Source organism: Bosea sp. 29B, assembly GCF_902506165.1.
Lineage (GTDB): Bacteria > Pseudomonadota > Alphaproteobacteria > Rhizobiales > Beijerinckiaceae > Allobosea.
In genome coordinates, this window is the sequence record NZ_LR733817.1 from 3,326,861 (window position 1) to 3,351,809 (window position 24,949).

General features: G+C 66.7%; 23 protein-coding genes. 10 read left to right on the plus strand and 13 right to left on the minus strand.

The genetic code is table 11. From position 1 onward, the window contains the following. Positions 1-161: 161 nt before the first annotated feature. A complete protein-coding gene (locus tag GV161_RS16150; RefSeq protein ID WP_152016658.1) occupies positions 162-905 on the plus strand; it encodes a 3-deoxy-manno-octulosonate cytidylyltransferase in 744 nt (247 codons plus the stop codon). A 9-nt stretch (positions 906-914) separates the two neighbouring features. After that, positions 915-1,769: a prephenate dehydratase gene (locus GV161_RS16155; protein WP_152016659.1), complete on the plus strand. Its 855-nt coding sequence runs from the start codon at positions 915-917 to the stop codon at positions 1,767-1,769. A gap of 42 nt (positions 1,770-1,811) precedes the next feature. Here GV161_RS16155 and hpxZ read toward each other — a convergent pair whose 3' ends face one another. The 6 genes from hpxZ to GV161_RS16185 all read right to left on the minus strand — a co-directional run bounded on the left by hpxZ (position 1,812) and on the right by GV161_RS16185 (position 8,150). Continuing rightward, positions 1,812-2,216 (minus strand): oxalurate catabolism protein HpxZ, encoded by a 405-nt coding sequence (hpxZ, locus tag GV161_RS16160; RefSeq protein ID WP_244624233.1) that lies wholly within the window; start codon positions 2,214-2,216, stop codon positions 1,812-1,814. Further along, positions 2,213-3,385 (minus strand): amidase, encoded by a 1,173-nt coding sequence (locus tag GV161_RS16165; RefSeq protein ID WP_152016660.1) that lies wholly within the window; start codon positions 3,383-3,385, stop codon positions 2,213-2,215. Before GV161_RS16165 ends, hpxZ begins: the two co-directional genes overlap by 4 nt. A 45-nt stretch (positions 3,386-3,430) precedes the next feature. Then, positions 3,431-4,387: an NAD(+) diphosphatase gene (nudC, locus tag GV161_RS16170; RefSeq protein WP_152016661.1), complete on the minus strand. Its 957-nt coding sequence runs from the start codon at positions 4,385-4,387 to the stop codon at positions 3,431-3,433. 93 nt (positions 4,388-4,480) lie between these two features. Continuing rightward, positions 4,481-5,467 (minus strand): 3-hydroxyisobutyrate dehydrogenase, encoded by a 987-nt coding sequence (gene mmsB / locus GV161_RS16175; RefSeq protein ID WP_152016662.1) that lies wholly within the window; start codon positions 5,465-5,467, stop codon positions 4,481-4,483. Between the two features lie 12 nt (positions 5,468-5,479). Further along, positions 5,480-6,628, minus strand: coding sequence for an isobutyryl-CoA dehydrogenase (locus GV161_RS16180; protein ID WP_152016663.1), 1,149 nt, complete (start codon positions 6,626-6,628; stop codon positions 5,480-5,482). A 25-nt stretch (positions 6,629-6,653) separates the two neighbouring features. Further along, on the minus strand, positions 6,654-8,150 hold the full coding sequence (locus GV161_RS16185; RefSeq protein ID WP_152016664.1) for a CoA-acylating methylmalonate-semialdehyde dehydrogenase: 1,497 nt from the start codon (positions 8,148-8,150) through the stop codon (positions 6,654-6,656). Positions 8,151-8,271: 121 nt separating this feature from the next. On the opposite strand from GV161_RS16185, the gene GV161_RS16190 reads away from it, so the two are divergent. After that, positions 8,272-9,210, plus strand: coding sequence for a LysR family transcriptional regulator (locus GV161_RS16190; protein WP_152016665.1), 939 nt, complete (start codon positions 8,272-8,274; stop codon positions 9,208-9,210). A 1-nt stretch (position 9,211) separates the two neighbouring features. On the opposite strand, the gene GV161_RS16195 is transcribed toward GV161_RS16190, so the two are convergent. The 3 genes from GV161_RS16195 to GV161_RS16205 form a co-directional block, all read right to left on the minus strand. Then, on the minus strand, positions 9,212-10,516 hold the full coding sequence (locus GV161_RS16195) for a diguanylate cyclase (protein WP_152016666.1): 1,305 nt from the start codon (positions 10,514-10,516) through the stop codon (positions 9,212-9,214). A gap of 185 nt (positions 10,517-10,701) precedes the next feature. Next, positions 10,702-12,447, minus strand: coding sequence for an iron ABC transporter permease (locus GV161_RS16200; protein WP_152016667.1), 1,746 nt, complete (start codon positions 12,445-12,447; stop codon positions 10,702-10,704). Positions 12,448-12,482: 35 nt separating this feature from the next. After that, on the minus strand, positions 12,483-13,469 hold the full coding sequence (locus GV161_RS16205; protein WP_152016668.1) for an ABC transporter substrate-binding protein: 987 nt from the start codon (positions 13,467-13,469) through the stop codon (positions 12,483-12,485). A 300-nt stretch (positions 13,470-13,769) separates the two neighbouring features. On the opposite strand from GV161_RS16205, the gene GV161_RS16210 reads away from it, so the two are divergent. The 5 genes from GV161_RS16210 to GV161_RS16230 all read left to right on the plus strand — a co-directional run bounded on the left by GV161_RS16210 (position 13,770) and on the right by GV161_RS16230 (position 18,807). Further along, positions 13,770-15,149 (plus strand): ABC transporter substrate-binding protein, encoded by a 1,380-nt coding sequence (locus GV161_RS16210; protein ID WP_152016669.1) that lies wholly within the window; start codon positions 13,770-13,772, stop codon positions 15,147-15,149. Between the two features lie 196 nt (positions 15,150-15,345). After that, on the plus strand, positions 15,346-16,143 hold the full coding sequence (locus GV161_RS16215) for a sugar ABC transporter permease (RefSeq protein ID WP_348521258.1): 798 nt from the start codon (positions 15,346-15,348) through the stop codon (positions 16,141-16,143). Then, positions 16,143-16,979 (plus strand): carbohydrate ABC transporter permease, encoded by an 837-nt coding sequence (locus GV161_RS16220; RefSeq protein WP_244624234.1) that lies wholly within the window; start codon positions 16,143-16,145, stop codon positions 16,977-16,979. Before GV161_RS16215 ends, GV161_RS16220 begins: the two co-directional genes overlap by 1 nt. A 128-nt stretch (positions 16,980-17,107) precedes the next feature. After that, positions 17,108-18,094 carry a transaldolase gene (gene tal, locus GV161_RS16225; protein WP_152016672.1) on the plus strand — a complete coding sequence of 329 codons (987 nt, stop codon included), beginning with the start codon at positions 17,108-17,110 and terminating at the stop codon, positions 18,092-18,094. Beyond that, entirely contained in the window at positions 18,091-18,807 is a 717-nt protein-coding gene (locus GV161_RS16230; protein WP_152016673.1) for an SDR family NAD(P)-dependent oxidoreductase, read from the plus strand. The genes tal and GV161_RS16230 overlap by 4 nt, the downstream gene beginning before the upstream one ends. Here GV161_RS16230 and GV161_RS16235 read toward each other — a convergent pair. Then, entirely contained in the window at positions 18,801-19,304 is a 504-nt protein-coding gene (locus GV161_RS16235; RefSeq protein ID WP_152016674.1) for a hypothetical protein, read from the minus strand. The two genes, GV161_RS16230 and GV161_RS16235, sit on opposite strands and share 7 nt — an antisense overlap. 269 nt (positions 19,305-19,573) lie before the next feature. Here GV161_RS16235 and GV161_RS16240 point away from each other — a divergent pair, with 269 nt between their 5' ends. Together GV161_RS16240 and GV161_RS16245 are read left to right on the plus strand one after the other, a co-directional pair. Beyond that, positions 19,574-20,140, plus strand: a complete 567-nt coding sequence (locus GV161_RS16240; RefSeq protein WP_152016675.1) for a YceI family protein — start codon at positions 19,574-19,576, stop codon at positions 20,138-20,140. A gap of 38 nt (positions 20,141-20,178) precedes the next feature. Beyond that, complete coding sequence (locus GV161_RS16245) at positions 20,179-20,733, plus strand: cytochrome b/b6 domain-containing protein (protein ID WP_152016676.1); 555 nt, start codon at positions 20,179-20,181, stop codon at positions 20,731-20,733. Here the strand turns inward: GV161_RS16245 and GV161_RS16250 are convergent. The 3 genes from GV161_RS16250 to GV161_RS16260 form a co-directional block, all read right to left on the minus strand. Further along, positions 20,718-22,394, minus strand: a complete 1,677-nt coding sequence (locus GV161_RS16250) for a thiamine pyrophosphate-binding protein (RefSeq protein WP_152016677.1) — start codon at positions 22,392-22,394, stop codon at positions 20,718-20,720. The genes GV161_RS16245 and GV161_RS16250 overlap by 16 nt on opposite strands. Next, positions 22,387-23,577, minus strand: a complete 1,191-nt coding sequence (locus GV161_RS16255) for a CaiB/BaiF CoA-transferase family protein (RefSeq protein ID WP_152016678.1) — start codon at positions 23,575-23,577, stop codon at positions 22,387-22,389. Before GV161_RS16255 ends, GV161_RS16250 begins: the two co-directional genes overlap by 8 nt. A gap of 102 nt (positions 23,578-23,679) precedes the next feature. Further along, positions 23,680-24,897, minus strand: a complete 1,218-nt coding sequence (locus tag GV161_RS16260; protein WP_152016679.1) for an acyl-CoA dehydrogenase — start codon at positions 24,895-24,897, stop codon at positions 23,680-23,682. Positions 24,898-24,949: the final 52 nt, after the last annotated feature.

Sequence of the window (24,949 nt, forward strand, 5' to 3'; positions counted from 1 at the left end):
CCCCCGGCCCGCCCGTCGGCGAAGCAAGACAGCGCTGCGGCCGGACCCTTGCGGGAGCCGGCACGTCTGCGCTGCTTAACCGCTTTGCGCGCTGCATTGCAACTCGTATAAGCACGCACCGCTTTGAGACCTTTTGCCGCCCTGCGAGCTTTCCCCAGCCAATGCCCAATCCGCTGATCCTGATCCCGGCCCGCATGCAGGCGACGCGCCTGCCGGGCAAGCCGCTTGCCGACATTCTGGGCGAGCCGATGATCGTCCGCGTCTGGCGCCGTGCGATCGAGGCGCGCGTCGGCGATGTCGTGGTCGCGACCGATGACGAGCGCATCCTCGCGGCGATCGAGCAGGCTGGTGGCCGTGCGGTGATGACCAGCCCCGCGCACCAGACCGGCTCCGACCGGATCAAGGAAGCCGCCGACATCGTCGATCCGAAGGGCGAGCACGACATCATCGTCAACGTCCAGGGCGACTTCCCCACCTTGGCGCCGGCTGCGATCGCGGCTGCGGTCGAGCCGCTGGCCGATCCGGCCGTCGACATCGCGACACTTGCCGGCGAGATTACCGAAGACGAGGAGAAGACCGCGCCGAGCGTGGTCAAGCTGATCGGCAGCGAGATTTCGCCCGGCCGGATGCGCGCGCTGTATTTCACCCGCGCAACCGCGCCTTATGGCGACGGCCCGCTCTATCACCATGTCGGCCTTTACGCTTACCGCCGCCGTGCGCTCGACCGTTTCGTCTCGCTGCCGCAATCGCCGCTCGAACTGCGCGAGAAGCTCGAGCAGCTGCGGGCGCTCGAGGACGGCATGCGCATCGACGCGATGATCATCGATCACGTCCCGCGCGGCGTCGATACGCCCCCCGATCTGGACCGCGCCCGCGCGTTCCTGACATCCAGTGCCGGAGCCTGAAGACCTAAAATGTCAGTCGTCGTTTCCTATCAGGGTGAGCCCGGAGCCTTCTCCTCGCAGGCCGCCCTCCAGGTCTTCCCGGATTGCGAGCTGCTGCCTTGCCGGACGTTCGAGGACGCGCTCGCCGCGGTCTCGGACGGCGCTGCCCGCTACGGCATGATTCCGATCGACAATTCGATCGCGGGCCGCGTCGCCGACATCCATCATCTGCTGCCGCGCTCCGGGCTTCACATCATCGGCGAGCATTTCCTGCCGATCCGCTTCCATCTGATGGCGGTCGAGGGCGCGACGCTGGCGACGCTGAAGACGGTGCAGAGCCACATCCATGCGCTCGGCCAGTGCCGCAAGATCATCCGCAAACTCGGCCTCAAGGCCGAGGTCGCGGCCGACACGGCCGGCTCCGCCCGCCAGGTCGCCGAGGCCGGCGATCCGACGCGTGCCGCGATCGCGCCGCACATCGCCGCCGAGGTCTACGGCCTCAACATCCTGATGGAAGACATCGAGGACGAGAAGCACAACACCACGCGCTTCGTCGTGCTCTCGAAATATCCGGAATTCGCCCGTCAGGGGGCCGGCAAGACGGTGACGACGCTGATCTTCCAGGTCCGCAACCTGCCGGCGGCGCTCTACAAGGCGCTCGGCGGCTTCGCCACCAACGGCGTCAACATGACCAAGCTCGAAAGCTACATGGTCGATGGCCATTTCTCGGCGACGATGTTCTACAGCGACGTCGAGGGCCATCCCGACGATGCGGCGCTGCGTCGCGCGCTCGACGAACTCGCCTTCTTCTCCAAGGAGATGAAGATCCTCGGCGTCTATCCCGCGCACGAGTTCCGTGACAGCTTCCCGGAGCCGGGGGAGTAAGCTGCTTCCTTCTCCCCGAGGGGAGAAGGCAGTCCCACGCCCTCACCAGGGACGCGGCCCTTCCATCGTCGAGACATGGGCTGAGACCACCTTCCAGCCGAGATCGGGGAAGCGCACCCAGATCTGGCTCTGGCGGCCGACGATCTCGCGCCCGCGCACCTTGAATTCGAGGTTCACCGTGGCGAGATCGCGGCCGAGCGTCAGGATCTCCAGGCGTATCCGCTTCTCCTTGATGCCAGGCCCTGGCGGACGGGCGATGCGGTGGGCGTGAATCTCGTCGAAGCCGTAGCCGTTCTCGCCTAGCGCGTAGCGGATCGTGAAGGGGCTGGCCCAGAAGGAGGCGTCGAGCACATCGACATCTTTGTCGATCAGCGCCTGCTCGTAGCGCTCGAACAGCGCGCTGATCTCGGCGACGACATCGGGCAGGTTCGGGGTCAGGTCGCTCACGAAAGGGCCTCCATGGCTTGGGCGACGGCAATCAGGCTGGCGTCGGTGCCGCGTCCGCCGATGATCGACAGGCCGACCGGCGCGCCGTCCACCGTGGCACCGGGCAGGTTGAGCTGGGGCGAGCCGGTGAGGCCGCCCTGGGCGCAGAGACAAGTGATGCGATCGCGCAGCGGCTGCTGCTCCGGTGTCGGCAGGCCGCGCAGCGGCGCCGGGAAGGGCGTCGTCGGCAGGCAGAGGATCGTGCCCGCCGGCAGGAGATGGCGCAGCCGCGCCCGTGCTTCCTCGCGCATCAGCGCGGCCCAGTTGCGCTCGCTCGCGGGAACCTGCGAGCCGGCGATCAGCCCGGCGGCGACGCTGAAGGCCATGCGCGGATTATGTCGCTCGATCCAGGGCCTGAAGGTTTGCCAGGCTTCGACCGGCTGCAGACTGCGCTGCGCCCGCGCCCAGACCGAAAGTCCTTGCGGCGCCATGATCTCCTCGCGTGCCGGGCCGACGATCCGCTCCAGCTTCCGCACCATCGGCTGCAGGGCCGCGGCGACCTCGGGATCGGCGAAGCCGAAGGCGTCGACCGCGATCAGCAGCCTTGTCGGCAGCGGACCGGGCGCTTCACCGAGCAGTACCGTGCCGACCTTCGCGAAGGTCCCGGCATCGCGCGCGAACCAGCCGGCGGTGTCCGAGCTCGGCGCCTGCGGCATCAGCCCGGTGACGTCGAGCCGGCCATGCGTCGGCCGGATGCCGTAGATCCCGCAGAAGCTCGACGGGACCCGCATGGAGCCGCCGGTATCGGTGCCTAGCGCGATATCGCAGAGCCCGGCGGCGACGGCTGCCGCCGAGCCGGAGGACGAGCCGCCGGGCACGCGCTCGGGCGCGGCGCTGTTGAGCGGAGTGCCGTCGAAGGCGTTCTCGCCGAGAATGCCGAGCGAGACCTCGTCGGTGATGGTCTTGCCGACGAATTCCGCGCCGGCATCCAGCAAGGTCTGCACTGCCCAGGCATGGCGGGTTGGGATGGGGTTCGCCTTGGCCCAGTCATGGTTGCCGCCACCGGTCGGCAGGCCGGCGACATCGAACAGGTCCTTGACGGCGAAGGTCAGCCCCGAGAGTGGCCCGCCCGGAGTGCCGGCGATCTGGGCGCGTGGCCCGGGGACGAAGGCGTTGACCGGGTCCGTCATCCAGGGCTCCGCAAAGATGTCATCGTCGGGGAGGCGCGCGACGGGTCAGGGCTCCTCGCCGTCCACCGCCCACGCCTTCAGGATCGTGTTGGCGATCGCCATGTGCGGCGGGCAAAACAGGTTGTCGGGGTGCTTGCCCTCCAGCATCTGCAGTGCCTCCGCCCGGCTGAACCAGCGGCCAGCTTCCAGCTCGGTGCCATCCAGCACGATGTCGTCGTTCAGCGCCTCGGCGATGCAGCCGATCATCAATGAGCCGGGGAAAGGCCAGGGCTGCGAGGCGATGTAGCGCACCGTGCCGGTGCGCAGGCCCGCTTCCTCCCAGGTCTCGCGCCTGACCGCGTCCTCGAAGGTTTCGCCCGGCTCGACGAAGCCGGCGATGCAGGAATACATGCCGGGCGCGAAACGAGACTGGCGCGCCAGCAGGCAGTTGTCGCCGCGCACCGCCAGCATGATCACGACCGGGTCGGTGCGCGGAAAATGCTGCGCGCCGCAGGCCTCGCATTGCCGCTTCCAGCCGGCCGAGCCGAGCTTGGTCGGCGCGCCGCATTGGGCGCAGCAGCGATGGCGCGCATGCCAGTCGAGCAGGGCCTTGGCCTCGCCGAGCGGGCCGACCTCCTCCTTCGGCACCAGACGCTTCAGCGCGACGCTGCGCAGGTCGGTGACAACGAGCACGGCCTGCTCCCGCAGGCCGTCGAGCAGATCGCGGTCGATCAGCCGGCCGAAGCGCGGTGCGCCATCCGGAGCGAGCCCGAGGAAGACCTCTTCTTGCGCCGAACCCAAGCCATCGGCGCCACTCTCGTCGAACCAGACCGTCTGGGTTTCTGCGCCGGTCCGCAGCAGGATCGGCGTCTCGCCGGCGACGACGGTGAAGCGCGTGTCGCTGCGCGCTCGCAAGGCGGCGACCTCGTCCGGCTTGTCGCGCAGATCGGCGCGTCGGTCGAGCGAGCTGGTGGCGAAGCCGGTCTGGGCTGAGCGTTCGGTGCGGCGGGAGGCGTCGTTCATGCCTCCCGTCCTACTCCGCTTTCGTTCCGATCGGAACCGGGTCGAAAGCAGAATTATACGTATGCGAACGTTCGCCGGCGGCGGGATGCTGGCTCAGGTGTTTCCGCGCCCGCGCAGCAGATGGATGATGCCGGAGAAGTCGGTGCCACCTTCGCCCCAGGCATTGTGCAGACCGTAGACCTGCGCCGCCGCCGAGCCGAGCGGCGTCGAGGCGCCGGCGGCCTGCGCCGCCTCCTGCGCCAGCTTCAGGTCCTTCAGCATCAGTGCCGAGGCGAAGCCGGGCTTGTAGTCGTTGTTGGCCGGCGAGGTCGGTACCGGCCCCGGCACCGGGCAATAGGTCGTCAACGACCAGCACTGGCCGGAGGAGGTCGAGGCGACGTCAAACAGCGCCTGATGCGACAGGCCGAGTTTCTCGGCCAGCACGAAGGCTTCCGAGACGCCGATCATCGAAATGCCGAGGATCATGTTGTTGCAGATCTTCGCCGCCTGGCCGTTGCCGGCGTCGCCGCAATGCACGACCTTCTTGCCCATGGCGGAGAGGATCGGCTCGCCGCGGTTGAAAGCATCGGCACTGCCGCCGACCATGAAGGTCAGGGTCGCGCCCTGGGCGCCGCCGACGCCGCCGGAGACTGGCGCATCGAGCGAGAGGCAGCCGCGCTCGGTGGCGAGCGCATGCGCCTTGCGGGCGCTCTCAACGTCGATGGTCGAGGAATCGATCAGCAGTGTGCCCGGTTTCACCACAGGGAGGATGTCGGCCCAGACGCTCAGCACATGCTTGCCGGCCGGCAGCATGGTGACGACGATCTCGGCCTCTGCGACCGCTTCCTTGGCCGAGGCGGCGATGCCGACGCCGAGTGCCGCGGCCGCATCCTTGGAAGGCTGCGACAGGTCGAAGGCGGAGACCTTGTGCCCGGCCTTGACCAGGTTGCCGGCCATCGGCCCGCCCATATTGCCGAGCCCGATGAAGGCGATGGTGCTCATGGTCGTGTCCTTCCCGCTGTCATTGGCGTCATGCTCGGGCCTGACCCGAGCATCTCTCTCAGGAGATTCTCGGGTCTGCGCTTCGCTTCGCCCGAGAATGACGTCTTAGCCTCAATTCCCCTTCGCGCGCCCGACCAGCGAACGCGCCACGATCATCCGCATCACCTCGTTGGTCCCCTCCAGGATCTGGTGGACCCTGAGGTCTCGGACGATCTTCTCGATGCCGTAATCGGCGAGATAGCCGTAGCCGCCATGGATCTGCAGGGCCTGGTTGGCGACCTCGAAACCGGTATCGGTCGCGACCCGCTTGGCCATGGCGCAGAGCTTGCTCGCATCCGGCGTCTTCTCGTCGAGCGCCGCTGCTGCGCGCCAGAGGAAGGTGCGGGCCGCCTCCAGCTCGGTCGCCATGTCGGCGAGCTTGAACTGCAGCGCCTGGAAATCGGCGATGCGTGAGCCGAAGGCCTTGCGTTCCTGTGCATAGGACAGCGCCTTGTCGAGCGCGCCCTGCGCGCCGCCGATGGAGCAGGCGCCGATATTGAGCCGCCCGCCGTCGAGCCCGGCCATGGCGATCTTGAAGCCGATGCCTTCCGGCCCGATCCGGTTCGCCACCGGCACGCGGCAATTCTCGAAGATCACGGCGCGTGTCGGTTGGGCGTTCCAGCCCATCTTCTTTTCGTTGGCGCCGAAGGAGAGGCCGGGCGTGCCCTTCTCGACGACGATGGTCGAGATGCCGGACGGGCCGGCCTCGCCGGTGCGGACCATCACGACATAGACGTCGGAGACGCCGGCGCCGGAGATGAACTGCTTCTGGCCGTCGAGGACGTAATGGCCGCCGTCGAGCACCGCCTTGGTCTTCAAGGCCGCGGCGTCCGAGCCGGCGCCGGGCTCGGTCAGGCAGTAGCTCGCCAGATGCTCCATGCTGCAGAGCTTCGGCAGGTACTTTTGCCGCTGCTCGTCCGACCCGTAGCGGTCGATCATCCAGGCGCACATGTTGTGGATCGAGATATACGCCGCGACCGTCGGGCAGCCTGTCGAAAGCGCCTCGAAAATCACCGCAGCGTCGAGACGCGACAGGCCGGAGCCGCCGACATCGTCGCGGATATAGATGCCGCCCATGCCAAGCGCCGCCGCCTGGCGCATCTCATCGACCGGGAAGTGCTTCTCCTCGTCCCACCGCACGGCATGAGGCGCCAGGGTTTCGGCAGCGAAACCCTGGGCCATGTCGCGGATCGCGATCTGGTCTTCGGTGAGGGAGAACATGCCCTGGTCTCCTTCGCCGTCGGCCTCAGCCCATCGTCGGGATGACGAAGCTGGCGCCGTCCTTGATGCCAGACGGCCAGCGCGCCGTCACGGTCTTGGTCTTGGTGTAGAAGCGGATCGAGTCCGGGCCGTGCTGGTTGAGATCGCCGAAGACCGAGCGCTTCCAGCCGCCGAAGGTGTAGTAGGCAAGCGGCACCGGGATCGGCACGTTGATGCCGACCATGCCGACCTGGACCTTCGAGGCGAAGTCGCGGGCAGCGTCGCCGTCGCGGGTGTAGATCGCGGTGCCGTTGCCGTATTCGTGGTCGTTGGTCAGCTTCAGCGCCTCGTCATAGCTGTCGGCGCGCAGCACGGAGAGGACCGGTCCGAAGATCTCCTCCTTGTAGATGCGCATGTCCTTGGTGACGTTGTCGAACAGGCAGCCGCCGACATAGAAGCCGTTCTCATAGCCCTGCATCTTGAAGTCGCGGCCGTCGACGAGGAGCTTGGCGCCCTCGCCGATGCCGATGTCGACATAGGACTTGATCTTCTCCATCGCCGCCTTGGTGACGACCGGGCCGTAATCGGCCGAGGTGTCGGTCGAGGGGCCGATCTTCAGGCTCTCGACACGCGGGATCAGCCGCTTCACCAACTCGTCCGCAGTGGCCTTGCCCACGGGGACGGCGACCGAGATCGCCATGCAGCGCTCGCCGGCCGAGCCGTAGCCGGCGCCGATCAGCGCGTCGACCGCCTGATCCATGTCGGCGTCCGGCATGATGATCATGTGATTCTTGGCGCCACCGAAGCACTGCACGCGCTTACCATTGGCGCAGCCGCGAGCGTAGATGTACTCGGCGATCGGCGTGGAGCCGACGAAGCCGACGGCCTTGATGTCGTGATCGTCGAGGATGGCGTCGACCGCCTCCTTGTCGCCATTGACGACGTTGAGGATGCCGGGAGGCCCGCCCGCTTCAATGAAGAGCTCGGCGAGACGCATCGGCACGCCGGGATCGCGCTCGGACGGCTTCAGGATGAAGGCGTTGCCGCAGGCGATGGCGGGGCCGAGCTTCCAGAGCGGGATCATCGCCGGGAAGTTGAACGGGGTGATGCCGGCGACGACGCCGAGCGGCTGGCGCAGCGAATAGATGTCGATGCCCGGGCCGGCGCCGTCGGTGAACTCGCCCTTCATCAGGTTGGGCACGCCGAGCGAGAACTCGACGACTTCGACGCCGCGCTGGATGTCGCCTTTGGCGTCGGGGATGGTCTTGCCGTGCTCGCGGGCGAGCAGTTCGGCGAGCTCGTCATTGTTCTGCGCGATCAGGTCGAGGAACTTCATCAGCACGCGGGCGCGGCGCTGCGGATTGACCGCTGCCCATTTAGGCTGGGCTTCGGCGGCGTTCTCGACCGCGGCGCGCATCTCGGCGGCGGAGGCGAGCGCGACCTTGCCGATCACCGAGCCGTCCATCGGCTGGTAGACGTCGGCCGTGCGGCCTGAGGTGCCAGCGACGTGCTTGCCGCCGATGAAGTGACCGATCTGACGCATGGCATCCTCCCCTAAAGTCGTGTGACGCTGATTTGAGCTACCCCTATCATTATCGTTTGCGCACGGCTATAGGCGGATATCAGCCGGCGTCGTGCAAAAACACAGATACGGGAGGAGCGCCATGGAACGGTTCGACTGGGACGACCTGCGTTTCTTCCTTGCCGTCGCCCGCTCAGGGCGGCTGACTGCGGCGGCGCGGCGCCTTGGTGCCGACCATGCCACCGTCTCGCGCCGCATCACCTCGCTGGAGGAATCGCTCAAGGCCAAGCTGTTCGAGCGGCGACCGCAGGGCTACGCGCTGACCGGCCATGGCGAGCAGTTGCTGGCCAAGGCCGAGAGCATGGAAACCGAGGCGCTGGCGATCCAGAGCGAGATCGGCGGCGCCGACATGGCGCTCTCCGGCACGGTCCGGATCGGCGCGCCCGATGGTTTCGGCTCGACTTTCCTCGCCTCCCGTTTCGCCGGTCTCGCCAGGTCCTATCCCGGGCTGGAGCTGCAGCTCATCGCGATGCCGCGCCTGCTCTCATTGTCGAAGCGCGAGGCCGATGTTGCGATCACGCTGGCTCCGCCCAAGGAAGGCAAGGTCGTCGCCCGCAAGCTCTGCGACTACAGGCTCGGCCTATACGCCTCGCAGGACTATCTCGACACCATGCCTCCGATCACGGCGGCCGAGGATCTCTTCGGCCATCGCATCGTCGGCTATATCGACGATCTCATCTTCACGCCTGAGCTCGACTATCTCGACGAGGTCGCCAAGGGCTTGCGCGCCCATATCCAGAGCTCCAGCGTGCTGGCGCAAATGAATGCCGTGGCGGCCGGTGCCGGCATCGGCGTGATCCATCATTTCATGGCGGTCGACGAGCCCAGGCTGGTGCCGGTGCTGCCCGAGAGCGTCTCGATCACGCGCTCCTTCTGGCTGCTCGTCCATGCCGATCTCAAGGACGTGGCCCGGGTGCGGGCGGTCGTCGACTTCATCGTGCGGGAGTCGAAGGCCAGCCGCGCATTGTTGATGGGCGAGCTGGCGGCAGCCGGCGGCGCGCGCCTGGCCGCGGCAGGCTGAACTACCCCGCGAGGCGCACGCAGTTGCGTCCCTCGCGCTTGGCCGCATAGAGCGCCCGGTCTGCGGCAATCAGCTGTTGGTCGAAATTGCCGGCACCATCGATCTCGGCGACGCCGATCGAAGCCGTCAGCGTGACCTGCTGACCGCCCACGGTCAGGGTCTCGTGCGAGACGTCGAGCCGGATGTGATCGCTGAGCCGCATCGCCGCCTTGGCGTCGATACCAGGAAACAGGATGGCGAATTCCTCGCCGCCGATGCGGGCGAGCAGATGGCCGCTGCCTTCCACGGACTGGGCGAGGCAGCGCGCCACGCTGGCGAGCGCCTGGTCGCCGAAATCATGACCGTGGTTGTCGTTCAGCTGCTTGAAGTCGTCGATGTCGAGGATGGCGACAGTGCTCTTGCGCTTCTTGGCCTGCGCCTCCTCGATCAGCCTGCCGGCATTGGCGAAGAAATGGCGGCGATTGAACAGGCCGGTCAACGCATCGCGCGAGGCGAGGCTATGGAGCTGCTCGAGCTGTTCGAGCGTCTCGACATTGCTCGCGATCCGGCATTGCAGCTCTTCCGGGATGAAGGGCATCGAGATGAAGTCGTTGGCGCCGGCCTTGAGGAAGCCGACCGAGACCATGCGGTCGCTCGACGAGGAGACGCCGATCAGGCGCAGCCGGTCGGAGGCGAATTCGCGGCGGATGCGCCGCGTCAGCTCGTAACCATCCATGTCAGGCATGTAATAGTCGCTGACGACCAGCTTTATGTCGGGATTGTCCTTGAGAAGGGCCAGCGCCTCGTCCCCGGAGGCGACCTCGATCACCTCGTATTGCTGGACCTTCAGCATATGGGCGAGCAGCTTGCGCGTCGCGGCGGTGTCGTCGACGACGAGGATCCGGGTCTCCCGGTTGGCGAGAGCGCGTTTGGCGGTGGCGACCACCGTTTCGAGCGTGAAGGCACTGTCCTTGGGGACATAGTCTATGACGTCGCGCTCCATGATCCGGTTGCGCGTCTCGAGATCGAAGCTGCCGGTATGGACGATGGTCGGAATGCGGCGCTGGACGGTGAAGTCGATCGCCTCACCGCGTGGCGCGTCGGGCAGGTTGAGGTCGACCACGGCCAGGGTGAAGGCGGCGCGATCCTCGGTGACGACCTCGTGCAATTCGTTGAGTGACTGGCAAACGACGATGGGGAGCTGAAGGTCGGCTTCGAGGCGGCGCGAGAGCGCCAACGCATAGGTCCGTGAATCCTCGACGAGAAGGACCTTGAGCTCTTCGGCGATGGGTTCGCTCTCACGGCGTCCGGTTGCGCGATAGGCCATTGAGCTCACGAGTCCCTGGTGGGTGCCGGCAGGGTTTGCGGCAGGTTTTGAGCTCTGCTTTGCGATGAAAAGGCGAACTCCATGCGGCAGACCATCCTGCCGCAACGTTAATTTGGGTTTAACCAGCCCCCTGTCGTCCGGAGGGTGATAGGGGGCGCTTATCCGTGTTGCGGGAGCGCTGCTGCTCAGATCCGCCAGGGCAGGATGTTGGCCGGCAGCTTGCGGCCGAGCGCGTCGAGCCCGAGCATAACCGCGAGGATCACCGCGCAGGCGCTGATCGCCACCGCCGCTGCCTCGCCGGCGAGCCCGGCTTCCTTCAGGCTGAACAGCACGACGCCGAGCGTCTCGGTGCCGGAGGACCAGAGCAGGGCCGAGACGGTGAGCTCGTTGAAGGCGACGAGGAAGACCATCAGCCCGCTGACGGCGGCTGCCGGCGCCAGGATCGGGGCGACGATGAAGCGCAGCATCTGCCAGAGCGTGACGCCGTCGAGCTTGGCCGCTTCCTCGTGATGCGCCTCGATCTGCGCCATCGCGGCGACCGGCGCCTTCAGCGCCAGCGGCAGGAAGCGCGCGACATAGGCGAACAGGATGATGAAAGGCGTGGCGTAGATGCTGACGCCGATCAGCGGCAGCGGTTTCAGGAACATCAGGATGCAAGCGATGGCCAGCACGACGCCGGGCAGGGCATAGGGCAGCTCGATCACCACCTCGACCACGCGCCGGAGCTTGCCCATGCGCCGCTCCAACCCATAGGCGAAGGCGATCGAGAGGAAGGCCAGCAGCACCGCGGCCGAGCCGGCGAAGAGGAAGGAGTTGCGGAAGGCGCGCACCGTCACGTCCTGGCGCAGCAGCACTTCGGCGAACTTGTCGAAGGTGAGGTTCTGCCAGGTGAGTGCGACGCCGAGCGCCGGCGTCAGCGCCTCGCCGAGCAGCGCCAGCAGCGGCAGGCCGAGCTTGAGCGCGATCAGCAGCCAGAGGCCGGCGGCGACGAAGGGGCGCGCGGCGCCCAGCTGCCAGAAGGGCTGCAGCGGCCGTTCGATCTCGACCTTGCCGCCGCCGCGCCGGGTTGCGAGCAGGCCGGCGGCGATGCCGAGGCCGGCGACGAGCACGACCAGCAGCGAGAGCGCGGCTGCGTCCGGCAGCCCGGCCGGACCGAAGCTCGACAGCCGACGATAGATCAGTGTCGGCAGGGTGAGGTAGTTCACCGGCAGGCCGAGCAAAGCCGGGATGCCGAAATTGCCGATGCCGGCGACGAAGGCGAGCAGGGCCGCGGCTATGATCTGCGGCCGCAGAACCGGCAAGAGGATGCGCCCGACGATGGTGGCGGGCGCCGCCCCCTCCATCTGCGCGGCCTCGACCAGCGTATGCGGCACGCTGCGCAGGCCGGTCCAGAGCGTGATCGCGACCAGCGGCGCATGATGCAGGGCCATCACCAGGATGATGCCGCCGCGTCCGAGCAGCGGATTGGGCGTGCCGGGCGCCGGCGCCAGCCCGAGCATGCCGAGGAGAGCCGAGTTCGGCGCGAACAGGCTGAGGAAAGCCAGCGCCGCCACCTGCGGCGCGACCATCATCGAGAAGACCAGCGCGAAGGCGAGCGGGCGCTTGCCGCGGACATCGGTGACGGCGAGCAAGATCGCCGCCGCGCCGCCGATCAGCAGCGCGCCAAGCGCTGAAAGCCCGGCCGTCTCGAAGGTATGCAGGGTCGCGTTGACCGCGGCGCGGCTGGTGATCTCGGCCAGCGCGCCCTCAGGTGCGAACTGCCAGCCCGGCGCGAAGGCGGCGACGAGCAGCCGCAGGAAGGGCAGGGCACCGAACAGGATCGCGCAGAGCAGCACCAGCGCCGGCAGGCCAAGGCCGGCCGGCAAGGTCAAGCCGGGCAGGACCGGGCGGATGCCGGTCTGCCTGAGCTCAGCGGGGGCTGCGAGCGTCATCGTGTCGGCGCCTGGGGCTGGATTTTCGTCCGGGCTCAGCCTTCGAAGATCGCGCTGAAGCGCTTGCGCGCGGCCGGCTCGTCGGCCAGCGCCTTGGCAGCGTCGAACGGCATCAGCTTGATCGCGCCGCGGGCCGGATAGCCGGCCGGCAGGGCGACATCCGGATGGGCCGAGACATAGCCCTGCTTCAGCGCCAGCTCCTGGCCGTCCTTGGAGATCAGGAAATCGACCAGGGCCTTGGCGGCTTCGGGATTCTTGCTGCTCTTCAGGATCGCGACCGGCTCGCTCACCGCCGAGACGCCTTCCTTCGGGAAGACGAATTCGACCGGCGCGCCCTTGGCCTTCTCGCGGATCGGCATGAAGTCGACGATCATGCCGTAGAGCTTCTCGCCGGTGGCGACCTGGCGCAGGATGTCGCCATTGGCGCCGGCGGCGAGCGTGCCGTTCTCCTTGAGCTTCTCGTAGAAGCTCCAGCCGCCGGGCAGGTTGCCGGTCAGTGTGATCGTGTGGATCATCGCGGCGCCCGAATTCAGCGGGCTCGGCATGGCGAGCTGGTTCTTGGCCTCCGGCTTGGCAAGGTCGAGCCAGCTCTCCGGCTTCAGCGCCGCCTTGGTGTTGTAGACGATGCCGGTGGTGATCAGCTTGGTCGCGAACCACATCTTCGCGGGGTCGTGCACGCCGGCGGGAAAGGCCGAGACGTCGGCCTTGTCATGGGCGAGCAGGCGGCCTTCCTTCTTCAGGCCTTCCATGGTCACGGCATCGGCGATCAGCAGCACGTCGGCCTGCGGCGCGCCGGCTTCGATCTCGGCCCGGAGCTTGGCCATCACGCGCGGCGTGCCGTCGCGGACGAAGCTGACCTCGACCTTTGGGTACTTGGCCTTGAAAGCGTCGACCGTCTGCTGGGCGTCGGTGTTGGGCTGGCTGGTATAGAGCACGAGCTTGCCTTCGACCGCGCCGGCGGTGTCGATCGCCGGCAGGGCCAGGCCGAGCGCGAGGACGGCGGTGGTTGCGAGGGCGCGCATATGAAACTCCGCAGGTCTGCCGCGCGGCGAGAGCGCGCGAACGTCAGGACATGGATCGTGTGGCGCGGGGTAAGCTGCACTCGTGACACATCCGTGACATCGTCCTCTTTGACGCGAGCGGGCGACGCCGTCAAAGCCGATTCACGTAGGTTCGGCGGAAGGGATCGAGGATACGTCCGATCGAGCGTCGCATGAAAATCGTGCAACCCAGCCGCTTGTGAGTTGCATGGCTCATCGACTAGTGTTTATGAGGAGCAGGGCAAAAAAGCTCAATCTAAACGTTTTAAATGGGAGGATACCATGAAATTCGTGCGCTCTCTGGCTGCCGGCGCAGCCTTGGCCGCAATCGCCGCCGGCTGGTCCGGAGCGGCGCTTGCCCAGGAGACGGTGACCGTCTGGTTCACCAAGGGCTTCTACAAGGGCGAGGACGACGCGCTGCTCGCCGTCGTAGACAAGTTCCAGAAGGCGACCGGCGTCAAGGTCGACCTCTCCCTTTATGCGACCGAGGACTGCGTCACCAAGTCGGTGGGCGCCGTCCAGGCCGGCACGCCGCCGGATGTCGGATTCTGCACCACCTATGACTTCCGCACCACCGGGCAGTGGGCCTTCGAGGGCAAGCTCGAGGACGTCACCGACGTGCTGACGCCGATCAAGGATCAGATCCAGCCGCAGGCGCTGGCGACGACCTTCCTGATGAACGACAAGACCAAGAAGAAGGCCTACTACGCCTTCCCGGTCCAGCAGCAGATGATGCACATCACCTACTGGAAGGACATGCTGGAAGAGGCCGGCTTCAAGGAAAGCGACATCCCCAAGGGCTGGGACGGCTACTGGGATTTCTGGTGCGACAAGGTCCAGGGCGCGCTGCGCGCCAAGGGCAAGCGCATCTACGCCGTCGGCCATCCGATGGGCGTCGCCGCTTCCGACACCTTCTACTCCTTCCTGACCTTCGCCAACGCCTTCAACGCCAAGGTCGTCGACGAGAACGGCAAGATCGTGCTCGACGAGCCGGCCAACAAGGCGGCGATGGTCAAGGCGGTGAAGGACTATTCCAATATCGCCCAGCGCGGCTGCACGCCGCCCTCCTCGGTGAACTGGCTCGACCCCGACAACAACGTCGCGTTCCATAACCGCACGACGGTGCTGACCCACAACGCCACGATCTCGATCGCGGCCAAGCATCTCGACGACATGAACAACCAGGCGCTCACCCAGGAGCAGCGCGACCAGGCCAAGAAGAACTATTACGACAACATCCGCACGGCCGAGTTCCCGAACAAGCCGGACGGCTCGCCGATGACCAACCTCGCCGCGGTCAAGACCGCCGTCGTCTTCGCGGACGGCAAGAACAAGAAGCGCGGCAAGGAGTTCATGGCCTTCATGATGAAGGACGAGAACCTGCGTCCCTTCGTCGAGGGCTCGGTCGGTCGCTGGTTCCCGACAACGATCGAGGCGGCGAAGGCCGAGTTCTGGACGGGCGCCGATCCGCATCGCAAGATCGTCTACAAGCAGTACACGGACGGCACCGTGCCGTTCCAGTTCGTCTACAACTACAAGTTCACCGCGGTGAATGCCGAGAACGTCTGGGCCAAGGCGATCAACCGCGTCGTCCAGGACAAGATCTCGCCCGAGCAGGCGGTCGACGAGATGATCGCCCGCATCAAGCAGATCGCCGGCTGACGCCGGCCTAAGGCAAGCCGACAAACACGGCATCCCGCAGCGCGACCTTGCTGCGGGATGCCGACCCGTCTTCGACGGCGGGCGCGTCTCGAGGGAGAACACTAGAATGACCACGGCAGCGATGGCTCCCCCAGCAACCGCTTCGAGCGATGCAACCTCCGGACAGGCGCGCGACCGCGTGTTCTGGGGCGTGCTCATGCTCGCCCCCTATCTTCTCGTCTTCGCTGTGATGGTGGTCTACCCGGTCGCCTACGGGCTCTGGCTCGGCCTCAACTGGCAGTCCTACAAGGCGCTCTTCGCCGATCCGATCTTCGTTCGCACGCTGGTCAACACCGTCGTCTTCCTGTTCATCGCGGTGAACCTGAAGTTCATCATCGCGATGTTCCTCTCAGGCTTCTTCGTCCAGCAGCGCGCCTGGGTGCGCTTCATGCTGGTGCTGTTCATCCTGCCCTGGGCGGTGCCCTCGATCCCGACCATCCTGTCCTTCCGGGTCATGCTCAACCCTGAGAACGGCATGATCAACCAGCAGCTCTTCCACTGGTTCGGCATCGTCGAGGGGCCCGGCTGGCTGACCGACCCGACGCTCGCCTTCGCGTCCTCGATCATGGTCCATATCTGGAAGTCGTTGCCGTTCTGGACGCTGATCCTCGTCACCGGCCGGCTCGCCATCGCGCAGGATCTCTATGAGGCGGCCAGCGTCGACGGCGCCAACAAATGGCAGCAGTTCCGCTTCATCACCTGGCCCTCGCTGGCGACGCTCTACGTCACCTCGACCCTGCTCTCGATGATCTGGACGCTGGGTGACTTCAACAGCGTCTACCTGCTCACTGGCGGTGGTCCGGGCGATCTCAACCACGTGCTGGCGACGCTCGGCATTCGCTACATGCGCAACAACAATCTCGACCTCGGCATCGCCTCGATCATCTGCGCGATGCCGCTGATCCTGCCCATGGTCTGGTTCATGGTGAAGCGTCTCTCGAAGGGAGCCGAATGATGAAAAAGGTTCTCGACGAGGGCAAGCTGATCCTGATCGCCATTCCCGTCCTGATCTGGACGCTGCTGCCGATCTACCATCTCTTCGTGCTGTCGATCTCGACGCAGGAATCGATGCTCGCCGGCAAGCTCTGGCCGGACAAGCCGACGCTGCAGAACTTCCAGATCGTCTTCAACCAGCAGCACTACTACCTGACGAATTTCTGGCTGCAGCTGTTCAACAGCTTCATGATCGCGATCGCGACCGGGTTGATCACGCTGTTCATCGCGACCTGCGCCGCCTTCGCCATCTCGCGGCTGAAGGCGCCGGGCGGCCGCTCGATCATGAACTTCGCGCTGGCGACCTATCTGATCCCGGCCGCCTTCCTCGCCATCCCCATGTACAAGGCGATGGGCACCTTCGGGCTGCTCAACACTCGCGTCGCGCTGATCCTCGCCATGGTGGCGTTGGCTTCGCCGTATGCGATCTGGGTGCTGAAGCAGGCTTCCGACAAGCTGCCGAAGGAACTCGACGAAGCCGCGATCATGGACGGCGCCAACTCGCTGCAGCTCTTCCGGCTGGTCTATCTGCCGCTGATGAAGCCCTCGATGGTGGTGATCGGCATCTATGCGCTGCTGCTCGCCTGGAACGAGTATCTCTACGCCTTCCTGCTGCTCTCCAGCGAAAAGGCGGTGCCGCTCGCCGTCGGCCTCGGGCTCTTCCTCTCAGCCGATGATGCGCCCTGGAACCTCTTGATGACGGCCGGCCTGATCTACGCCATCCCGCCGGCGGTGATCTATTACGGCTTCCGCAAGAACATGGTCACCGGCCTGACCGCGGGTGCGGTGAAGAGCTGACGAAAGCATCGACGAAGCGACCCGGCCGGAGCTGATGCAGGGCCGGGTTGCTTCGCTTTCGCTCGCAATGACGGTCGGCAGGCTTCATATTGATGGCAGGACCGACAGCAACCCATACGGATGACGTGATGACCGCCTCCAAGCTCGATCAGCTCCGCGCCATGACCACCGTGGTCGCCGACACCGGCGACATCGAGGCCGTGCGCCGTCTCAAGCCGGTCGACTGCACCACCAATCCGACGCTGCTGCTCAAGGCGGTGGAGACGCCGGCCTATGCCGGCCTCGTCGAGGAGGCGATCGCCTGGGGCAAGCGCCAGGGCAGCGGCGCAGGTGCGGTCGAGGCGGTCTGCGACCGGCTCGCCGTCACCTTCGGCACCGAACTGACCAAAATCGTCCCCGGCCGGGTCTCGACCGAGGTCGATGCCGACCTGTCCTTCGATACGGAAGCCACGATCGCCAAGGCGCGTGCCATCATCGCCGCCTACAAGGAGCGCGGCGTCGGGCGCGAGCGCATCCTGATCAAGGTCGCCTCGACCTGGGAGGGCATCCAGGCTGCGCGCGTCCTTCAGGCCGAGGGCATCGACTGCAACCTGACCCTGCTCTTCGCTTTGCCGCAGGCGGTCGCGGCAGCCGATGCCAAGGCTTTCCTGATCTCGCCCTTCGTCGGCCGCATCCTCGACTGGCACGTCAAGGCCGGCGGTGGCCCCTACACCGCCGAGACCGATCCCGGCGTCGTCTCGGTGAAGAGCATCTACGCCTATTACAAGGCGTTCGGGATCAAGACCGTGGTCATGGGCGCTTCCTTCCGCAACACTGGCGAGATCGAGGCACTTGCCGGCTGCGATCGTTTGACGATTGGCCCCGGCCTGCTCGACGAGCTCGCTGGCGCGACCGGTAACCTCCCGCGCAAATTGTCGCCAGCAGCCTCGCCGCAAGTCGCATCCCCCGAAGGCACAAAGAAGATCACGCTCGACGAGAAGGCCTTCCGCTTCGCCATGAACGAGGACCCGATGGCGACCGAGAAGCTCGCCGAGGGCATTCGCGGCTTCGTCAAGGACCTGCGCAGCCTACGCAAGCTCGTCGCCGCCAAGCTCGACGAGGCCAAGGCGGCGTGAGCTCGGCGAATTCGGCGAAGGTCGCCGTCGTCACCGGCGGCGCCAAGGGCATCGGCCGTGCCGTCTGCGAGCGATTGGCACTGGACGGCTTCGTACCGGTGGTCTGGGATCTGGCGGCAGGCGAGGGCGGCCATGACTTCGTCGCCTGCGATGTCACGGATGAAGCGCAAGTCGCCGCGGCTCTCGACCGGACGGAGCGTGAGCACGGACCGATCGCGGTGCTCGTCAACAATGCCGGCCTGACCGGCCCCTCGACCACGGTCGCCGAGACCCCATTGGCGCAATGGCAAAAGGTCCAGGCGGTCAATTTGACCGGCACCTTCCTCTGCTCGCGTGCTGTCGCGGCCGTAATGGCGCCGCGCGGTCATGGCCGCATCGTCAACATCGCCTCGCTTGCCGGCAAGGAGGGCACGCCGACGCTTTCGGCCTATAGCGCCGCCAAGGCCGGCGTGATCGCGCTGACCAAGGCGCATGGCAAGGAACTCGCCGGCACAGGTGTGTTGGTCAATGCCGTGGCGCCGGCTGCGATCGAGACCGAACTCCTGCAGCAGATGAGCGCCGAGACGGTCGCGACCATGGTTGGCAAGAGCCCGCTGAAGCGGCTCGGCACGGTCGATGAGCTGGCGGAACTGGTCGCCTGGCTTGCCACCGAGAAATGCAGCTTCTCGACCGGCGCTATCTTCGATCTCTCGGGCGGCCGCGCGACCTACTGAGCCTGCGCGGTCGTGCCGATCTCTGCCTTCGTCTGTAGCGTGGGGACGACCGGTGCGGTGGCGGACGGCGTGAACAAGGCCCGGCCGCGTGCTGCTGCGGCTTCCAGCGTCTGCTGCTGGACCTTCGGCAGGTGCTTGGTGTCCTCGAGGGCGGTGAACGCGCTGCTCGCATGTTCCGAGGATTTCTGCCCGTCGAAGACCACGATACCGCTGCGGGTGACCACAATGTCGCCCTTCCGCAGCGTGGGATCGCGCAGATACCAGTAGGCATCGCTGGCCGGGTCGAGCTTGACCGCGGGTTCCGCGGGCCTTGTATTCACCGGGCGCGGCTTACTGGGCTTCGGCCTGATCGCCGGTCCGTCCGGAACGCCGATCGCGGCGGGCGGGGTCGGATTGCCGAATATCGCCCGGGTCAGATCGTCGAGGAAGCCCGCAGCCTTTGCCTGGGGCGTCATGGCGAAGCCGATCGTGCCGGCAATGCCGAGCGCGAGGATCATCCGTCGTGTCATGGCCGAACCTCCTGTTCGTGCACTGCCCGGTTGCGTCGCGCTTGTTCGCGTCAGCGCCACAATCGACCGGATCAGGCGCCCGCATCCCTCAAACGAGGCACGGGCGGGAAAGTTCGATCTCTTCGTTGCATCATCATTGCGCCGGCCGCAGGCCGGCGGTTGCGGTCGCTGCGTACACGATTGCGCGCGCGCTCTGGCGGGCGTTGCGGCGTGGGTCTAGACATCCGTTCTTGTCCACGCAGGCCGGGCCAGCAGTCATGGCGATCCGTTCGTTCCTCGTGCTGCTCTTCTCCGCCGCCCTCGCGACGGCGGTATCCGCCGAGCCCTCAGGCACGCTGCGTCAGGGTTCCGGCGAAGTCTCCTTCACCGCCAAGCGCTTCGGCGTGCCGACCGCGTCGGGCATCTTCGACCATGTCGATGGCGCCATTTCCCTCGATTTCGACCACCCCGAGCGCAGCCGCATCAGGATGACGATCGAAACGGTCTCGCTTCACACCGGCACCGCTTTGGTCGACGGCTTCATCAAGGGCGAGAGCATGCTCGATGTCGGCCACCACCCAACGGCGAGCTTCGTCTCCGAACAGGTCAGCCGCATCGACGGTCGCAGCCTCGCGATCCGCGGCCGGCTGACGATCCGCGGTACCACGCAAGCGGTGAACGTCAGCGCGATCGCCGAGCGCGACCCGGCGGAGTTGCGGCCCGGCGAGCGGCTTCCCTTCCGTGCGACCACAGCTTTCTCGCGCAACGCCTTCGCCATCGGGCGCGACGTCAACGTTGTGGACGATCAGGTCGATCTGGCGATCCGCGGCGAGATTCTCCGCTGAGCGGCGCTCGTCCTCGCAGGAGAGGGCTCGGATTTGCGATGCGCCCGAGACGCTGGCATCCCCTGATCATCGTGCTGCACTGGCTGACGCTGGCGCTGATCCTCGTGCAGTTCGGGCTGGCGCGGCTGATGCGCGACGAGACGCGCGACCTGATCAGCCGCTTTTCGCTCTACCAATGGCACAAATCCATCGGGCTCACGGTCGCGGCGCTCGTCTTCCTGCGCCTCCTGTTGCGGCTGGCCTTGCCGGAGCCGCAGTCGCTCGCCCTGCCGGCTTGGCAGGCGCTCGCCGCGGCAAGCGTCCGGGCCGGGCTTTATCTCTGCCTGCTCGCGCTGCCGCTGACCGGCCTGCTGATGGTCTCGGCGGCGCCGATCCAGATCCCGACGCTGTTCTATGGCTGGATCGCCGTGCCGCACCCGATCGGCCCGGACAAGGCGATCTACGAGGCGATGCTGCGCCTGCACGAGGCGCTCTTCACCACGCTGGCCGTGCTCGCCGCGATCCATGCCGGCGCGGCCCTGTTCCATCAGTTCGTGCTGAAGGACGGGCTGATGCGCCGGATCTGGTTCGGTCGCGATCAGCCCTTGCCCTGAGCCTCCAGCGCCTCGGCGCGGATGGTCGAGAGCGATTTCGCCGGGGTGATCGCCTCGGGATCGAGCAGGCAATGGATGATCGCCGGCTTGCCGCTGGCGACGGCGCGCTCGAAGGCCGGCGCGAACTCCTCGGTCGTCTCGACCCGCTCGCCATGGCCGCCGAAGGCCTTGGCATAGGCGGCGAAGTCGGGGTTCTTCAGCATCGTCGCCGAGACGCGGCCGGGATAATGCTTCTCCTGGTGCATGCGGATCGTGCCGTACATGCCGTTATCGACGACGATGACGATCACCGGCAGGTCGTACTGCACCGCCGTCGCGAAATCCTGGCCGTTCATCAGGAAGCAGCCATCGCCGGCAAAGGCGATCACCGTCCGCTCAGGGAATAACCGCTTGGCGCCGATCGCCGCCGGCGCGCCATAACCCATCGAGCCCGAGGTCGGCGCGAGCTGCGTCGCGAACTTGGTGAAGCGATGGAAGCGGTGCACCCAGGTCGCGTAATTGCCGGCGCCGTTGCACATGATGGCGTCGGCCGGGATGTTGCGGCGCAGCCAGGTCACCATCTCGCCGGGGTGGAACTTGCCGGGCACCGGCGCCGGCTGCTCGCTCCAGGCGAGATAGGCGTCATGTGCCTCGGCGGCCGCGCCAGCCCACGGGATCACCTGCGGCGGATGCACCGTCTCGAGCGCCGCGCAGAAGGCGGTCGGCGAGGCGTTGATCGCCAGCTCCGGTCGGTAGACGCGGCCGAGCTCTTCCGCATCGGGATGGACATGCACCAGCGGCCGGCCAGGATTGGGAATGCCGAACAGCGTGTAGGACTGGCTCGGCATCTCGGAGAGACGCCCGCCGACCAGGAGTACGAGGTCGCTGTCCTGGATGCGCTTCAGGAGCTTCGGATTGGGGCCGATGCCGAGATCCCCGGCGAAGTTCGGATGGTCGGCCGGGAACAGCATCTGCCGGCGGAACGAGACCGCGACCGGGAGGTCGAAACGCTCGGCGAAGCGCTGGAAGCGTGCGATCGCCTGCGGGTCCCAGCGCGAACCGCCGAGGATGGCGATCGGTGCCTTGGCCGCCCAGAGCCGCTTCTGCAGGTCGATGGTCTGCGAGAGCGAGGGATGTGTCTCGGTGACCTGGTAGGGCGCTGCGTCCGGCACGTCGGCGAGGTCGGTCAGCACGTCTTCCGGCAGCGCGATCACCACCGGGCCGGGGCGGCCGGCGGTCGCGACATGGAAGGCGCGGCTGATGATCTCGGGGATGCGCGCGGCATCGTCGATCTCGGTCGCCCATTTCGTCATCGTGCCGAAGACGGCGCGGTAGTCGAGCTCCTGGAAGGCCTCGCGCTCGCGCATGCCGCGCTCGATCTGGCCGACGAACAGGATCATCGGCGTCGAATCCTGGTCGGCGATATGGATGCCGGGTGAGGCGTTGGTCGCGCCGGGGCCGCGCGTCACGAAGCAGATGCCGGGCTTGCCGGTCAGCTTGCCGGCGGCCTCCGCCATCATCGCCGCGCCGCCCTCGGCCCGGCAGATGGTGACCTTCATGTCGGCGTCGTGCAGCGCGTCGAGCACGGCAAGATAGCTCTCGCCCGGCACGCAGAAGGCGTCGGTCGCGCCGTGGATCAGGAGTTGGTCGACGAGGATCTGCCCGCCAGTGCGCTCAGCCATTGTGCGGCCCTCCCCAGGCCGGATCGTTCAGGATTTCCTCGGCATGCTCGCCGAGGCGCGGGCTCGGACGGCTCGCGACCTGCCTGACGCCGTCGAGCACGATCGGCGAGGCGACGGTCGGGGTCGAGCCGGCTTTGGCCGCCGGGTTCTTCAGATCGACGCGCACACCACGGGCCTTGACCTGCGGGTCGGCGAAGACCTCCTCGATCGTGTTGATCGGGCCGGCCGGCACCCCGACCGCCTCCAGCTTCGCCAAGAGGTCGAGCTTGGCGAAACGGCCGGTCAGCGCATTGAGGCGCACCGTCAGGGCGACGCGGTTGGCGACGCGTGAGCGGTTGTCGAGATAGTCGGGCTCGGCTGCGAAGCCGGCATCGCCGACCACCTCGCAGAGCTTGCGCCACTGCCCGTCATTGCCGGTGGCGATGATGATGTGCCCGTCCGCCACCGGGAAGACGTCATAGGGCACGATGTTTGGGTGGGCGTTGCCAAGGCGCTGCGGCGCCTTGGCGGAGGTGAGGTAGTTCATCGCCTGGTTGCCGAGCACGGCAACCTGGGCATCGAGCAGCGCCATGTCGAGCACCGCGCCTTCGCCAGTCGCATCGCGCCGGCGCAGCGCGGCGAGGATGCCGGTGGTGGCATAAAGACCGGTATAGATGTCGGCGACGGCATAGCCCGCCTTCATCGGCGCGCCCTGGGGCTCGCCGGTGACCGACATCGGGCCGCCCATTCCCTGGACCAGGAAGTCGTAGCCGGCGCGCGGCGCATAGGGGCCGTCTTGGCCGAAGCCGGTGACCGAGCAATAGATCAGCCGCGGATAGGCCTTGCGCATCGAGGCGGCGTCGAGCCCGTATTTGACGAGCCCGCCGACCTTGAAGTTCTCGATCGCCACGTCGGCATGGGCGGCGAGGCGATGAACCAGCGCCTGGCCCTCTTCCGTGCGGAAATCGGCCGTGATCGAACGCTTGCCGCGATTGGCCGAGTGGAAATAGGCGGCCGAGAGATGCTCGTCGCCGGCGCCCTCGACGAAGGGCGGCCCCCATTTGCGGGTGTCGTCACCCTCGGGTGCCTCGACCTTGACGACATCGGCGCCGAGATCGGCAAGCAGCTGGCCGATCCAGGGCCCGGCAAGGATGCGCGCCAGTTCAAGGACGCGCAGGCCGGCGAGGGGAGGGGTGTTGGACATCGACTGATCCACGTCGTCATGGTCGGCCTTGAGCCGACCATCTCTTCGGGAGTATGGTTCGGGGAGAGATGGCCGGGTCAAGCCCGGCCATGACGACGTGGATCAGAAGAACGCCTGCAGCCCGGTGACGGCCCGGCCGAGGATCAGCGCGTGGACGTCGTGCGTGCCCTCATAGGTGTTGACCGTCTCGAGGTTCGCCGCATGGCGCATGACATGGTACTCGATCGAGATGCCGTTGCCGCCGTGCATGTCGCGGGCCTGGCGGGCGATGTCGAGCGCCTTGCCGCAATTGTTGCGCTTGACGAGGCTGATCATCTCCGGCGCCATTTGACCGGCGTCGAGCAGGCGGCCAACGCGCAGCGAACCCTGCAGGCCGAGCGTGATCTCGGTCACCATGTCGGCGAGCTTCTTCTGGTAGAGCTGCGTCTGGGCGAGGGGCTTGTTGAACTGCTTGCGGTCGAGCCCGTATTGCCGGGCGCGGTGGAAGCAGTCCTCGGCGGCGCCCATCGCGCCCCAGGAGATGCCGTAGCGGGCGCGGTTGAGGCAGCCGAACGGGCCCTTGAGGCCGGAGACGTTCGGCAGCAGGTTCTCTTCCGGCACGATCACGCCGTCCATGACGACTTCGCCGGTGATCGAGGCGCGCAGCGAAAGCTTGCCGCCGATCTTGGGGGCGGAGAGGCCCTTCATGCCCTTTTCGAGGATGAAGCCGCGGATCTGGTTGTCATGCGCGGCCGACTTCGCCCAGACGACGAAGACGTCGGCGATCGGCGAGTTCGAGATCCACATCTTGGATCCCGTCAGCTTGTAGCCGTCGGCGACCTTCTCGGCCCGGGTCTTCATGCCGCCGGGATCGGAGCCGGCATCCGGCTCGGTCAGGCCGAAGCAGCCGACCCATTCGCCCGAGGCGAGCTTGGGCAGGTACTTCTTGCGCTGGTTCTCGTCGCCATAGGCGTAGATCGGGTACATCACCAGCGAGGACTGCACCGACATCATCGAGCGATAGCCGGAGTCGATGCGCTCGACCTCGCGAGCGACGAGCCCGTAGGAGACGTAGTTGGCGCCGGCGCAGCCATACTCTTCCGGGACCGTCACGCCGAGCAGGCCGAGCTCGCCCATCTCGTTGAAGATGCCGCGCTCGGTCTTCTCCTCGAGATAGGCGTCAGCCACGCGCGGCATCAGCTTTTCCTGCGCATAGTCGCGCGCGGTGTCGCGGATCAGCCGCTCATCCTCGTTGAGCTGGTCGTCGAGCAGGAAGGGGTCCTGCCAGTTGAACTCGGCCAGCTTGTGGCTCTGGGCGGTCTTGCGCGCGGCTTCGGCCATAGTGCTCTCCCTGCTTTTTGGAACGTCATGGTCGGGCTTGACCCGACCATCT

What these genes read in the sequence shown, in the direction of transcription:
- GV161_RS16210 (WP_152016669.1), top strand. Translation starts at nt 13,770, where the DNA reads ATGAAATTCGTGCGCTCTCTGGCTGCCGGCGCAGCCTTGGCCGCAATC.
- GV161_RS16260 (WP_152016679.1), bottom strand. Translation starts at nt 24,897, where the DNA reads ATGGCCGAAGCCGCGCGCAAGACCGCCCAGAGCCACAAGCTGGCCGAG.
- GV161_RS16185 (WP_152016664.1), bottom strand. Translation starts at nt 8,150, where the DNA reads ATGCGTCAGATCGGTCACTTCATCGGCGGCAAGCACGTCGCTGGCACC.
- GV161_RS16205 (WP_152016668.1), bottom strand. Translation starts at nt 13,469, where the DNA reads ATGCGCGCCCTCGCAACCACCGCCGTCCTCGCGCTCGGCCTGGCCCTG.
- GV161_RS16195 (WP_152016666.1), bottom strand. Translation starts at nt 10,516, where the DNA reads ATGGCCTATCGCGCAACCGGACGCCGTGAGAGCGAACCCATCGCCGAA.
- GV161_RS16215 (WP_348521258.1), top strand. Translation starts at nt 15,346, where the DNA reads ATGCTCGCCCCCTATCTTCTCGTCTTCGCTGTGATGGTGGTCTACCCG.
- GV161_RS16250 (WP_152016677.1), bottom strand. Translation starts at nt 22,394, where the DNA reads ATGGCTGAGCGCACTGGCGGGCAGATCCTCGTCGACCAACTCCTGATC.
- GV161_RS16235 (WP_152016674.1), bottom strand. Translation starts at nt 19,304, where the DNA reads ATGATCCTCGCGCTCGGCATTGCCGGCACGATCGGCTTCGCCATGACG.
- tal (WP_152016672.1), top strand. Translation starts at nt 17,108, where the DNA reads ATGACCGCCTCCAAGCTCGATCAGCTCCGCGCCATGACCACCGTGGTC.
- GV161_RS16255 (WP_152016678.1), bottom strand. Translation starts at nt 23,577, where the DNA reads ATGTCCAACACCCCTCCCCTCGCCGGCCTGCGCGTCCTTGAACTGGCG.
- GV161_RS16245 (WP_152016676.1), top strand. Translation starts at nt 20,179, where the DNA reads ATGCGCCCGAGACGCTGGCATCCCCTGATCATCGTGCTGCACTGGCTG.
- GV161_RS16220 (WP_244624234.1), top strand. Translation starts at nt 16,143, where the DNA reads ATGAAAAAGGTTCTCGACGAGGGCAAGCTGATCCTGATCGCCATTCCC.
- GV161_RS16190 (WP_152016665.1), top strand. Translation starts at nt 8,272, where the DNA reads ATGGAACGGTTCGACTGGGACGACCTGCGTTTCTTCCTTGCCGTCGCC.
- GV161_RS16150 (WP_152016658.1), top strand. Translation starts at nt 162, where the DNA reads ATGCCCAATCCGCTGATCCTGATCCCGGCCCGCATGCAGGCGACGCGC.
- GV161_RS16180 (WP_152016663.1), bottom strand. Translation starts at nt 6,628, where the DNA reads ATGTTCTCCCTCACCGAAGACCAGATCGCGATCCGCGACATGGCCCAG.
- GV161_RS16240 (WP_152016675.1), top strand. Translation starts at nt 19,574, where the DNA reads ATGGCGATCCGTTCGTTCCTCGTGCTGCTCTTCTCCGCCGCCCTCGCG.
- nudC (WP_152016661.1), bottom strand. Translation starts at nt 4,387, where the DNA reads ATGAACGACGCCTCCCGCCGCACCGAACGCTCAGCCCAGACCGGCTTC.
- GV161_RS16155 (WP_152016659.1), top strand. Translation starts at nt 915, where the DNA reads ATGTCAGTCGTCGTTTCCTATCAGGGTGAGCCCGGAGCCTTCTCCTCG.
- GV161_RS16200 (WP_152016667.1), bottom strand. Translation starts at nt 12,447, where the DNA reads ATGACGCTCGCAGCCCCCGCTGAGCTCAGGCAGACCGGCATCCGCCCG.
- GV161_RS16165 (WP_152016660.1), bottom strand. Translation starts at nt 3,385, where the DNA reads ATGACGGACCCGGTCAACGCCTTCGTCCCCGGGCCACGCGCCCAGATC.